This is a genomic window from Paenibacillus oenotherae (genome assembly GCF_019443105.1).
GTDB classification, from domain to species: domain Bacteria; phylum Bacillota; class Bacilli; order Paenibacillales; family Paenibacillaceae; genus Paenibacillus_Z; species Paenibacillus_Z oenotherae.
The window spans coordinates 280,174-292,785 of the sequence record NZ_JAHZIJ010000002.1; the positions used below are offsets into that span (position 1 = coordinate 280,174).

Sequence of the window (12,612 nt, forward strand, 5' to 3'; positions counted from 1 at the left end):
CGCCTGACGGACAGCCTTTATTGCCTAAATGTATTCGGACAAACTGCAAATTATCCCAGTAAGGACTTAAGTTTTTGTCCCGTTTATGGCATGATAGGGGGATGAACGCACACAAAGGAGAATTTATACACTATGGCTTTAGATGGAATTGTTACCCGCGCTGTCGTACACGAGCTGCAAGCTTGTGTTGGAACGCGCATTCATAAAATACATCAACCGACCAATCACGATCTCGTCCTGCAAATCCGGGGAGGCGGTACGGGCGGCAAGCTGCTTCTATCCGCCAACCCTACCTACCCCCGCGTCCACTGGACAGAGCAGTCCTTCATTAATCCGCTTGAAGCTCCCATGTTCTGCATGCTGCTCCGCAAATATTGCGAGGGCGGCCTGATTGAAGCTGTCCGGCAGATTGAGAATGAACGGATTATTCATATCGATATTAGACAGCGCGACGAACTGGGCGATATTTCCTTCAAGACGATTATTATCGAGCTGATGGGGCGCCACAGCAACATCATTTTGATCGATCATGCAACACGAACCATTCATGACGGCATTCATCATATAACACCGGCGATTAGCAGCTACCGCGTTGTTATGCCTGGTGTGCCCTATGTCTCGCCGCCGGATCAGCACAAGCGCAATCCGCTGGCCATTGGGTCGGAAGCCGAATTTGCGGATGCCCTTCAAGCTTCCCCGCCGGAAGGGGCTGAGTCAGCCCAGGGGGAGGAAGTGACTCCGCGCAGCGAGCTCCCACCGGAGAAGCTGCTCGTAGCAGCTCTGAGCGGCATCAGCCCATTGCTGGCGAACGAGATCGTCCTCCGCAGCGGGATCGCAGCTCAGCTGGAAAGGCCTGAAGCGGCATTATGGCCCGCTTTTAACGACATGATGTCGGCATTCCGGGCTCATCAATATGCCCCGGCGATTACGACAGCCGAGAATGGCAGATCGGCATTCTCCGTAACTGAGCTCACTCATTTCCAAGGCCAGGTGGAGCCGTTCAACTCAATCAGCCTTTGCCTGGAAGCTTTCTATGGCGATAAAGCACAGCGGGATACAGTGAAACAGCGGGTGTCTGATTTAATTCGGTTTCTGCAGAACGAGCACAACAAAAATGTGAAGAAACTGGAGAAGCTGAAGGAAACGCTGGAGGAGGCCAAGGATGCCGATAAATTCCGGATACTTGGAGAGCTGGTCACAGCTTATATGCATGGTATCAAGCGTGGTGATCCGTGGATTGATGCGGTCAACTATTATGACGAGGAGCAATCGACGATCCGGATAACACTTGATCCTCAATTAACACCGTCCGAGAATGCGCAGCGCTATTACCGGAAGTATACGAAGCACAAGAACAGCTTGGCAATCGTTGCGGAGCAGATGGAGCGCACGCTGGAAGAGATGGCTTATCTGGCCTCTCTCCTTCAGCAGCTGGAGAGCGCATCCTTGGCCGATATTGGCGAGATTCGCGAGGAGCTGGTGGAGCAGGGCTATCTTCGCGACCGTTCCAAGCGCGGGGGCAAGAAGCGCAAGAGCAGCCGCCCTTCTCTGCTTTGCTATACCTCTTCTGACGGTACACCGATCTATGTGGGCAAGAACAATACGCAGAACGACTATCTGACGAACAAGACAGCGGCTCCGAGCGATACTTGGCTTCATACGAAGGATATCCCCGGCTCCCACGTAGTTATTCGCGCTGCGGAATTCAGCGATGCGACACTGGAGGAAGCGGCGATGCTCGCCGCACACTTCAGCCAAGCACGATCGTCCAGCTCCGTGCCCGTCGATTATACGCTCGTTCGCCATGTGAAAAAGCCAAGCGGCGCGAAGCCGGGATTCGTCATCTATGACCATCAAAAAACGCTGTTCATCACTCCGGATGAACAGCGCATCAAGGGGCTGGCTTCACAGCTGAAAAGCTGATGCTCTGATCCTGTCACGGCTTGCAGCCCGCAAGCCGTGCTGTTTGTTAAAGGCAATAATAAAGCTCTAACGAGCACCATTGGCCACTCATCTGCCTCGACGATTCAACTGGTCAAGCACAGAGACGTCAACGGTACGATGGCCGATGGCCCCGTGGAATACCTCGCCCTGCCGTTCCCCATGGTAATCGGATCCGCCCGTGATGGTCAGATTATATTTCTTTGCCAGCTGCAAGTACCTCGCTTCGTCCTCCGGCGAATGATCGGAGTGATACACCTCGATTCCATTGGCGCCATAGCGGATAATCTCCTCCACCAGACCATCATCGCCATAGAGGCCCGGATGCGCAATTACACTTGTCCCTCCTGCGTCCCTGATCCAGTCAACCGCTTCGAACGGGTGCAGTCTGGGCGGGTTCACATAAGCGCTGCCTTCCGAGCCAAGATACACATCAAACGCCTCCTGCATGGAAGCGACGTACCCTTTGGCGAGCAGCAGAGAGGCGATATGCGGTCTGCCGACAGAGCCTCCGTCCTTCCCCTGCTTGCGGGCCTCCTCTGTCACTTCATCCAGCGTGATTGTAATGCCCATGGCGCTTAATCGCTCGACAATCATCTCATTCCGCCGATCCCGCACATCCAGCAAGCTGCCAAGCTGCTTTCGCCATGCCTCATTCTGCCAGTCCGTATAATAACCCAGAATATGGACATCTCCGCCGTTTGCCGATGTACTGATCTCGACCCCCGGAACCACGATAATGCCAAGCCGCTCTCCAGCCTCCATCGCTTCCGCTATGCCATCGACCGTATCATGATCTGTGATAGCAATTGCCGCAAGCCCTGCCTCCTTCGCCAGACGAATATTGTCCGCAGGCCGCTGCATGCCGTCGGAAGCTGTTGTATGGGTATGAAGATCAGCGCGGTTTACAGCCATTGCTGCAGATCCCTCTCTCTCAGAAAAGTAAGGAAGGTCACAGCAGAGATTGGCAGCAGCGCGGATTTGAGATATATGGAGTAAAATTGCCGCTTGAAGGTGGCATCAGTGAGAGGGATTGTCTTGATTAGTCCAAGCGCAACCTCATGCTTGACGGATGAAGCCGACACGAACGAGATGCCAAGACCAGCCTCTACGGCGGATTTCACTGCACCTGTGCTGCCCAGTTCCATCACGATCTTCAATTCGCCCGGATCAATATTCTTATTGCGCAGCTGCTCCTCCATCACGAGCCTGGTCCCCGATCCCTGCTCACGCAGTACGAATGGATAGGTGAGCACATCGGCAATGTCAACACTTGCAGCTTCCGCAAGCGGATGGGATTTCGGCACGATCAGCTTCAGCTCATCGCTCATGACCGCTTCCATGTGCATATCCGGATGATTGACAGGCGCTTCGATCAGTCCGAAATTCAGCTGATGATTCGTAATCTCCTCTATTATCTGAGCGGTGTTCATCACTTTCATGCTAATGGCAATATGAGGGTATTCCTGGCCGAAGGGACCGAGCAGACGCGGCAAAATATATTCGCCAATCGTAAGACTGGCGCCGAGCTGCAATCTTCCCTTCAGCTGCTTCGTGAATTTGGACATCTGCATATCGGTATCCCGAATAAGCTCGATGCTGCGCCGCGCATAGGGCATCAATGCCTTGCCCGCCTCGGTCAATTCGATACGTTTCGTCGAGCGAAGCAGCAGCTTCGTGCCGAAATAATCCTCCAGCGACTGCACTTGCATCGTCACTGCAGGCTGAGTCATATGTAGAGCTTGAGCGGCTGCCGAGAAGCTGCCTCGCTCAGCCACGGTATAGAATATGTGGAGTTGATGGAAATTAAGTGCCATTGGGGTCATCCTTTCTCAGACAAGAAGCTTGCAGCGCCGCCGGAAACAGGCCTATCTTCTCTTCTCGTACACGTTCATTATACATCAGACCTTATTTAATGTATCCCCACATCCATAAAAAAAAGCATAGCCAATCAGGCTGCGCTCAGGCTGTTGAGACCCTTTATTAAAGATAGAACAGCCCGTTAGGCGATTCCATCCACGGCATTTTCAATGGAGAGCTCTTAACGATACTCGGTAGTAATTGGCTTCCCTGCTCGGGAAGCAAGGCGAACAGGCGGCAGAAGACAGCGTGACGACCGGCGGAGGAGCGGAGGAGCGGAGGAGCGAAGGAAGAAGCCTGCGAATGTGCAGGAATTTCGATTACAAGACGCCTTAATGGCAAAATTGCTGCGATCAAGCATGTATTTAAGGAAAAGTTGGCCGAAAAGGGGAAACTAAGATGAAATGCCTGCTCTCTGGCAGGCATTTCATCTCCATCTGGCCAAAAGTGAGCAAAAACCTGCGTTTTCGCATGTTTCGCCTGGCTCGGAGCCCGCTTCTCGCAGCTCGCCTCACAGCTCGCCTGGCTCGGCGTTTGAAATTATCGCTCCCTCTCAGCATCCGGCCACTATTACGGGCTTCTCCCTGCTATATAGTCAGCCGTGCGGATCGCCAGGGCAATTGTCGATAGTGTCGGATTAGCTCCCCCCGTGCTCGGAAGCACGCTATTATCAGCAACGAACAGACCGGGAACGCCATGAATCTGACCGAACGGATTTGTTGCTGAAGTCGCGGGATGAGCCCCCATCCGGCATGTTCCCGATTCATGGCTGTCCGCTCCCGGCGGAAGCATGCATATGCCAGGCGGCTGTATGACCGCACCCCAAGCAGCGGCTACCCGCAGCAAGGTTTGCCTCATTTGCGCAATAACGGCCCAATCCTGAGCGCTATAGGCGAATTGCACCCGTATTTCCGGCACCCCATATGCATCCTTCTTATGCGGATCCAGAGAGACTCTGTTCTCATAGCGCGGCTCCACTCTGCCGAAAGCATTCAAATCCAATTTCTTTTCAACCGGCATGCCCATAGGGTATATCTGAATTTGGTAAGGATGGCCATTCGTCTGGGGAACCAGCAGCGCATATGGAAATGCGGCGAAGCTGATTCCGCTGGCGAACCAATCCGGCCCCATCTGCACACCGGTCCGCACATAAGAGTGATTCCACAAGTAACGGCCGATATTGGCTCCTGGAATCGCTGAATTCAGAAGCAGCCTCGGGGTTTGGAAGGTGCCGGCCGCTAGAATGACCGTCTTGGCCCGCAGCCTGAATGACCGCTTGTCCGGCCTCATCACCTCGACGCCGCTTGCCCTGCCGCCGCAAGTGAGGATACGAACTGCCCTGGCGTTCATGGCAAGATCATAGGGGCGAAGTTCCAAACCTTCGCCGAAGAAATCGATGGAGCTGAAATAAACGTCGGAATTGATCGTCCCATCGTAATTGAGCGGCTCGAAATCAAGTGCTCGCGGCGCGTATTGAGCCTGTGGAAAACCATTGTTCAGCAGCCCGTTCAGCAGCGCTTCCCACATCGGATATTTGAATGCAAAATAGCTCCGTACGTTCATAGCCCGTTCGGCAACTCCGAAATAATAGTCCAGCTCGCGTCTCGGTACAGGCCAGCAGGCAAGCTCGCCGGAATAGGGACGGGGGGCAATCGCCGTCCAGAACAGCGTTCGCCCGCCGAACGCAATGACCTGCATCGCACCGGAGAAATCAGGGGAGCTGCCTTCAACCGGCTCCTTGACAGCGCGCAAAAAGCTTGCGAAGCGGGATTCACTGGTCAGTGTGCTGACATTGCGTGCATGTGTATTGAGAAGAGTATCGCCGGCCTCCACCACACCGATCGTTTTGCCGCTCCCCCACCTCTGGCATAATCGCCAAAGCGCCGCGCCGCCCCCTGCACCTGACCCCACAATGAGAGCGTCATAGTCTCTATGCTCCATCTCCTCAAGCGGCGTCAATGGAATCCAGTTCGGCTGAATCGGCTCTGCAGACTGCGGGCACATGGGAATAGACTGCTGCGCTGATTGCATCTTCCCTCATCCCTTTCTATGCATGTAAGCTGAACGATTGAAGGGAACTTCCAGGCTGCTTCGCAGGGGGATGTTCTTACGATCGCTGTTGTTCCCGGAATTCTGGAATTTAAGCAGCTCATAATGGAATTCCGGGTACACAGGCGAGCGCTGACGCTTCTCCAGAATCATTCCCCTGCTCTGCTCTGTTGTTCTATCTCTAGTTCAACTTATGCAGGATCCCTGGCACTCACATATATATTCCCGGCAAGGGGCCCTCATGTACGACAGCCTGATTAAAAAATAGGCATTAGCGCGGGAACTGCATATACTGTTACCAAAGCATGCAACAAAGCAGGAACGGGAGGTTCAGTCGCCATGCCGACAAGCGCCAACTTCAGAATTAAAGGGTACGACAGTTCCAGCCTGTTCGCACAGCGCGCCAAAAAGGCGCTTATTGTTCAGGGCGGGTTTGCAGGACATCACCCCAAGGAAATTGCCGCCCTCTTGGCGGGATTGCTGGTACAGGCACAATTCGAGGTCGAAATAGCGGATTCGCTGGACGTCTTTCTCGATAAGGAAAAGCTGGCAGCGGCGGATCTCATCGTCCCGGTCTGGACGGGCGGCCAGCTGACTCCGCCTCAGCTGGATAATTTGCTGGAAGCTGTCAGTATTGGCGGATCCGGACTGGCAGGTGTGCATGGAGGGATTACAGACGCTTTTCGCTGCGAGGTTCGTTATCAGCAGATGGTTGGTGCGCAGTATGTCGTGCATCCCGGTGATCTGAAGGCCCATTACCGCGTGAATTTCACGAAAGTTCCCAGTCCGATTACAAAGGGCTTGTCTGATTTTACGGTGACGACCGAGCAGTATTATATGCTGGTCGATCCGGCAAATATCGTCCTTGCGAATACGTTCTTCCCTGTCGCGATTCCGCCGGAGGTATGGAGACCGGTAACAATGCCGGTCGCCTGGGTCAAAATGTACGGCAAGGGCCGCGTTTTCGCCCATACTTTAGGCCATTTTCCCGAGACGTTGCTTATTCCTCCGGTGCTGGCGATGACAAGGCGCGGGCTATTGTGGGCTGCGCGGCAAGCAGCATTGTAGATGCTCTTTATTCGCGCTGCTGACCAGGAGCTTTGAGCCAGCCCTTCAGTAAAGTTACCGCTGCCAGCAGGAGCACCGGAATCATATAGACGACGCCCACCCACAGGGGATGAACGACGAATACCATTTCTTCCCATTCCTGCATTGTGGCGGGCAATGTCATCGCCAGCAGCATGGCAAGCAGACAGATCGGATTCGTCAGCATCCGGCTGTCCTTGATGTCGAACACTTCCGCGATTAGTGTCTGTATAGCGAACAGCGTCACTGTCCCTTTCATGAGAGAACCGAGAATCATCGTCATACCGGAGATTGATTCAATCCGTTCGATAATATCGCCAATCTCAACCAATTGCGCCAGGGTGAACAGTGAATATTTTTTCTCCGCCGCAAATGGGCCAAGAGCCATAATCGTACACACTGTTGACAACATTAATACAACTCCGCACCCGATCATCGTCCAGACCAAAGCTTTGTTCAAGCCTTTCAATTGTTTGATCCCCGCATAAGGCAGCACAAGCGCAAACAATATCACTTCTCCAAAGGGGATGCCAAATGACAAATAGGTTCCCAGCAGTAAGGGCTTGTATCCATCCGGGAATATAGGCCGCAGAAATTCCGGGTGATAGCTCGGGATCAGCAGCACCAGAACGACCAGCCAGAATAGCAGCATAATGATCACAAGAATAGAGAATATCCGGGCAATCGCCTCAATGCCGGAGCGAAGCAGCAAGGCCGCAACGATGTACATGAGCCCCATAAATACGTATGACGGTGTTTCAGGCATCATCATGCTGTTCATAAATCCCGCCACATCGAGAAAAATTCCGGCGGCCATATGGAATGCCATCGTCAGCATCAAACCGGCAATGGCCACAGTAGGCCAGTATCCGACCAGCTTCCTGCTGTAGCCGATGAAGGTGAGCCCCGCGTGCTTGCGCTGCAAAAATATGATGACCTGAAGCAGCAAAATGCCGATGGCCATCGCGATCAGAATCGATATCCATGCCGCATTTTTAGCCATCGTCACCAAAGGTCCCGGAATAATAATAAGCACCGAGCCGATGAGGTAGCCGAAGAACAAGAATACCATCTGCATATTGTTGATCGTTTCTTTGCCCTTCATCATTGTCATCATCCCTTCAATGCTTGGACAATCGCCCGGGCCGGTGCAATCAGAACAAGATCGACAAGTGTATGCAAATCCGGCAATTCCTGCACCAGCAGATAGTCAATGCTCGCATACAGCACAAGCAGCATGATTCCGGCATACACCAGCTTCGAGCGGGACGTCATCTCCATCAGCTTTCGCAGATCGGTAAGAAGCGCAATGCTGCAGATCGTCATCAGAACCAGCAACTTCTCTATCAATGGTACACGCTCCTACTTCGTTTGAAAGGATTTGCCGACCGTTGTCAGTGTACTCTTCAGATCAACAGAAACCTGGATATCAAACGTGCTTTCCGCAAACCGGCGTTCCCAATCCGGTTTCCATTTCTTCCAAAGTTGGGGTTTTTCCCGATAAATTCGGTTGCCGAGCCCGAGCAAATCGATCCCTTTCTTCTGCAGCAGAGAAATAATCTCATGAAGCTGATCTTTTACCGACTGCTGTACTTCCCGTCTAAGCTTCAACTCATCCTCACGCGTTTCAAGTTTCGTGTACTTCAATGTTCCGATATTGCCCGTAACTTTAACCTTCAGCACAGCATGGATGGCGCCGCCTTTAACTGCAAGCTTCCAATTCGTACGCACCTTCTCAACCTCAATGTTCTCAAAGCCCCGGCGTTGTTCATTTTCGGAGGGGACAGACAGAAATTGAAGCACGCCCTTCCGATATTGATTGGTCAATATCGTCAAACTTTCCATTTGCTTTCCGTTCAGGCTGCCGACCATTTTCCCTTCCTTGATCATTGCTGCGCCAGCGATTGGTATCGAGGATGAACTGCCCTTCGCGCGGCTGGCGAGGGGAATCGCAACATTCGGCACCTCGCTCCTGAGATAGTGAGCCAGACTCAATAGGTTAATATCCGCCGTTTTGCCTGCATTCCTTGCCACCGCCTGCTGAATCCGGTTCAGTTGCTGGCTGACGGTCTGTTCGATTTTGGGCTTCACCTTCAAGTAGCCGCCAGCTTTGCCCCGCGTGACCTGAACCTTCGTTGTTAACCGGGCCTCATGATCCCGGTAGAAATATTCCAGCACTGACCCGATATCCTCCTTCCTCGCCACATCCTCGCCAAGCAGAATCACCCGCATATGCGCCCATTGCGCACGACGCCCAACCTGAATCGTAATGTCCCGAACAGCCTCGAAGAGCGTTTCATCCTCTGTCTCAATAATGACGTAAGACAAAGTGGAACCTCCTCCTTGTGTGCTGGTTTTCTGCGCTGGCTTATAGATCTGGGTCGTAAGCTTGTACTTGTTCCCTTTCGTTTTGTCGATGGCAACACCCATTACAAACCCTTTCTCCGGTAATTCAGCCCGATTCCAGCACCCGGACAGAAGGGTCGCAGCAAGGCCGGCAAGGATAATTAGCAAGAGCTGTTTCTTCATAATCGCCCGTCTCATCATTCATTAGACTGCGGCGCTTGACCCGTTCCTTGCTTTCGCTGGGAAGCACGGTTCAAATATTGGATAGGGGCTCGAATAAATACATTCAATAGCTGCTGAGGACCTGACCAATGGATGGTGCTAATATAATTCTGTCCTAGCGTTCGCAGCGTCATCATATGCCACAGAATAACTAACAAGCCGATCAGTATTCCGAAGCCCCCCATGAAGGAGGCCATTACCATCATCGGGAATCGGATAATTCGCAGCGCGATTGCCATATTGTATTGGGGGATAGAAAAGGAAGCAATGCCGGTCAACGCTACCATAACCACCATTATAGGAGAGGCGATCCCTGCGTTGATCGCCGCTTCACCAATGACAAGCGCTCCAACAATGCTGACGGCAGACCCGACTGGCCGAGGCAGCCGGATTCCGGCTTCCCGCAATAGCTCGAAGAAAAATTCCATTATCAATGCCTCTACAAAAGCCGGGAAAGGGATGCCTTCACGAGCGTCGAGAATGGCCAGCAGAAGCACGGTGGGGATCATCTCCGGATGAAAGGTTGTCAATGCGATGTAGATGCTGGGCAATGTCAGCGCCAGGAAAAAAGCCACTATTCGCACCCATCGGATCATCGTAGCACCCAAGGTCCGCTGGTAGTAATCTTCAGAGGCTTGAAGCATCTCGACGAATAAACCAGGACATATCAGCATGGAGCCGCTGCCCTGCGCCAACACAACAATTTTACCGTCTATCAATGAAGCGACCGCGACATCCGGACGCTCTGTGATGCGATACTGCGGGAATGGCGAGTACAAGGAGTCCTGAATCAATTCCTCAATATAGGAGGTCTCCATAATATCCAGTTCCTTCACTCTGCCGATTCTGCTCTTGAACTCCGCCAGCAGTTCCTCATTAACGACGCCCTTCAGGTAGAGATAAGCAATCGTTGTCCGCGTCTCCCCGCCGCCTTCAAGCATGACCAGCTTGAGCTTGGAGCTTTTCAGCCGGATTCGGAGGAGGGCAATATTTTTCTGCAAATTTTCAACTGTGCTCTCACGCGGCCCCTGCACGACCGCCTCGTTCACGGGCTCGGAGATTTGCCTTGTCTCCACACCGGTCGCCGGGAAGCAGAGCGCTTTGTTCCAGCCATCATACAGGATGACGACATACCCATCGAGCACTCTGTTAACGGCAGCGTCCAGATTGTTTACGAGCTCTGCCGATTGTGCGTTTACTCCCTTCTGCTCGAAGAAATGGATGATGCTTTCCGTCGTTACCTCTGTTCCAGGACCAACCTCATGAATGACCATATCCTGAAGTACACTCTTCATATAGTTCACTTGCTTGTTCATCACGATCGTATCAAAATAATAGGACACTGCGCTGCGCGACATATCCGGTCCATATTGCCACGGTAAAATAGACAGGTCATGGCAATCGCCCAATATCTGCTCCATCCGTTCTCTATTCTCCTCAAGCTTGCAAGAAATCGGAGTTGGTTGCGCATTGGAGGACTTGGCTGCATTCATGCTGCCATCACCTTCCCTTCACCGCTTTTTAATGAACCGTATTATTTGCAATAATTGAGAAATTTATGTATTTCCCCGAAAGGCTTGTTCATTTACGGCCAATAAAAAAAATGAGTATGAAAAAAGCGCGCTGCAGGCGCCTCTTTCATACTCATTTTTATACGTGCACGCGTATTAGTGAACCAAGAACTGGGGCCCTGTCTGGGCGCCGTCCATTATACATACAGGAAAAGGAAATAAATCAGCGGATCATTTCCTTTTTCTGCTATTTTTAATAAGCGTCATCCTTCTTGAATGTCGAAGCCACGAATAATAGGACTTTAAATCCCGTAGTTCTATAGTCTCTGACATCCGTCCTAGAAAGGTCACGACGATCATTTTGTGAAGAGGATTTCCAGCCAGATCGGTTTCCTTCTCCAGAGCGGAGAACTCAGCAACAAAGACGAGATCGTCATCAATTAAATATACATCCTCTTCATTGCGGTAGTAGGGCTCAATTCGCCCTTGCTTCAAGCTTTGCCACATAAAATCCGCAATATCCTCAAAGCCGGTTTTTTCGCTTTCCACACGGTCCGACCAACGGATTTTGGCATGGTTCGTGATGACGATATCCGCCACTTTCTTGTCGCCTAACACGATGTGAAACGACTCGTAAGTGTTCCACCTTTCCGTCATTTTGTCTTTCAACACGAACCTCCCCTTTCCGGTGAAAAATAGGTCTAACTATCTATACCATATATCTATATACGCTTTCATTGTAGCATGCCTGTCCGATTTTTCAACAGTAAAATAAACTCACCCCATTATTGTAACATTTTGGATTGGAAATAACAAAAAAAAACAGGCTCCCGTTCCTACCGGCTTCGGGCGCCTGTATGATCACAAACTGTAAAACCGAGACTTGTCCGGCTCATTGCTGCTGTACTCGGTCTTAATCTCATTGCGATACGAACGTTCAACCTTCTTAACGAAAGAAAACCGCTGAATGTTGCGCACAATTTCATCTGCTCGGTCTGCATTCATATACATGACTACATAATGCATCTTGCGGGACATGTAATGAACCGTTCCGTATTTATCTAATGACCGGGCCGCTTTGAGATCGCTGACCCAAACAATGTAACCAACGCGCTCCGAAAACATATAAGCCCTCCGTCCGTCTCCCTCTTATCCGCAGCCGCCGCTGCTGCAGCCGCATGAACCACCGCTGCCGCATCCCCCTCCGCCTTTGGCAAGCGGGTCATTGCTGGGCACCTTGATGGTATCCGATACTGAACCTGCGATCTCGCTCGCAATACTGAATAGCAAATCGTCGACTGCTTGCTCAGCCGCCTTGAACCGGCTGACACATTCGATTTCATTCAGCTGAAGCTCAATTGCTTTCACTTTATCCTTGGCCGAATGATAATCGGGATGAAATCGTCCGAATCGCTCACACTCTGTGAACAGCTCTTTGGCCTTGTCGAACTGCCGCACAAGTGAATGAACGGTGGCATCCCCATCTACGATTCTCTTCCAATATGCATATTCGGCAACTTCAGCCGATTGGTTGATCATATCGCCCAGCTCATAAGCGTTAAGGAGCAGTGTGCCCATATCGATGGTTGAAGATAAA

Annotated in this window: 12 protein-coding genes; 2 read left to right on the top strand and 10 right to left on the bottom strand. The window is 51.8% G+C overall.

The genetic code is table 11. The features are described from left to right. Nucleotides 1-132 precede the first annotated feature (132 nt). A complete protein-coding gene (locus tag K0T92_RS05440; RefSeq protein ID WP_219871416.1) occupies nt 133-1,923 on the top strand; it encodes an Rqc2 family fibronectin-binding protein in 1,791 nt (596 codons plus the stop codon). Nucleotides 1,924-2,010: 87 nt separating this feature from the next. Here the strand turns inward: K0T92_RS05440 and K0T92_RS05445 are convergent, their stop codons facing one another. The 3 genes from K0T92_RS05445 to K0T92_RS05455 all read right to left on the bottom strand — a co-directional run bounded on the left by K0T92_RS05445 (nt 2,011) and on the right by K0T92_RS05455 (nt 5,832). Continuing rightward, a complete protein-coding gene (locus tag K0T92_RS05445; protein WP_219871417.1) occupies nt 2,011-2,856 on the bottom strand; it encodes a PHP domain-containing protein in 846 nt (281 codons plus the stop codon). After that, entirely contained in the window at nt 2,847-3,758 is a 912-nt protein-coding gene (locus K0T92_RS05450; protein WP_219871418.1) for a selenium metabolism-associated LysR family transcriptional regulator, read from the bottom strand. Before K0T92_RS05450 ends, K0T92_RS05445 begins: the two co-directional genes overlap by 10 nt. 613 nt (nt 3,759-4,371) lie before the next feature. Further along, nucleotides 4,372-5,832, bottom strand: a complete 1,461-nt coding sequence (locus tag K0T92_RS05455) for a GMC oxidoreductase (RefSeq protein ID WP_246627898.1) — start codon at nt 5,830-5,832, stop codon at nt 4,372-4,374. A gap of 357 nt (nt 5,833-6,189) precedes the next feature. Between K0T92_RS05455 and K0T92_RS05460 the strand changes: the two genes are divergently transcribed. Then, nucleotides 6,190-6,918, top strand: a complete 729-nt coding sequence (locus tag K0T92_RS05460) for a ThuA domain-containing protein (RefSeq protein WP_219871419.1) — start codon at nt 6,190-6,192, stop codon at nt 6,916-6,918. 7 nt (nt 6,919-6,925) lie between these two features. Here K0T92_RS05460 and K0T92_RS05465 read toward each other — a convergent pair whose 3' ends face one another. From K0T92_RS05465 to K0T92_RS05495, 7 genes are all read right to left on the bottom strand, one after another. Continuing rightward, a complete protein-coding gene (locus K0T92_RS05465) occupies nt 6,926-8,044 on the bottom strand; it encodes a GerAB/ArcD/ProY family transporter (RefSeq protein WP_219871420.1) in 1,119 nt (372 codons plus the stop codon). 5 nt (nt 8,045-8,049) lie between these two features. Beyond that, on the bottom strand, nt 8,050-8,286 hold the full coding sequence (locus K0T92_RS05470) for a hypothetical protein (RefSeq protein WP_219871421.1): 237 nt from the start codon (nt 8,284-8,286) through the stop codon (nt 8,050-8,052). A gap of 12 nt (nt 8,287-8,298) precedes the next feature. After that, a complete protein-coding gene (locus tag K0T92_RS05475) occupies nt 8,299-9,465 on the bottom strand; it encodes a Ger(x)C family spore germination protein (protein ID WP_219871422.1) in 1,167 nt (388 codons plus the stop codon). A 14-nt stretch (nt 9,466-9,479) separates the two neighbouring features. Continuing rightward, a complete protein-coding gene (locus K0T92_RS05480; RefSeq protein WP_219871423.1) occupies nt 9,480-10,997 on the bottom strand; it encodes a spore germination protein in 1,518 nt (505 codons plus the stop codon). A gap of 249 nt (nt 10,998-11,246) precedes the next feature. Further along, on the bottom strand, nt 11,247-11,684 hold the full coding sequence (locus K0T92_RS05485; protein WP_219871424.1) for a hypothetical protein: 438 nt from the start codon (nt 11,682-11,684) through the stop codon (nt 11,247-11,249). A gap of 192 nt (nt 11,685-11,876) precedes the next feature. Beyond that, nucleotides 11,877-12,140 (bottom strand): YlbG family protein, encoded by a 264-nt coding sequence (locus K0T92_RS05490; protein WP_219871425.1) that lies wholly within the window; start codon nt 12,138-12,140, stop codon nt 11,877-11,879. A 24-nt stretch (nt 12,141-12,164) separates the two neighbouring features. Continuing rightward, complete coding sequence (locus K0T92_RS05495; protein ID WP_246627921.1) at nt 12,165-12,593, bottom strand: YlbF/YmcA family competence regulator; 429 nt, start codon at nt 12,591-12,593, stop codon at nt 12,165-12,167. Nucleotides 12,594-12,612 lie beyond the last annotated feature (19 nt).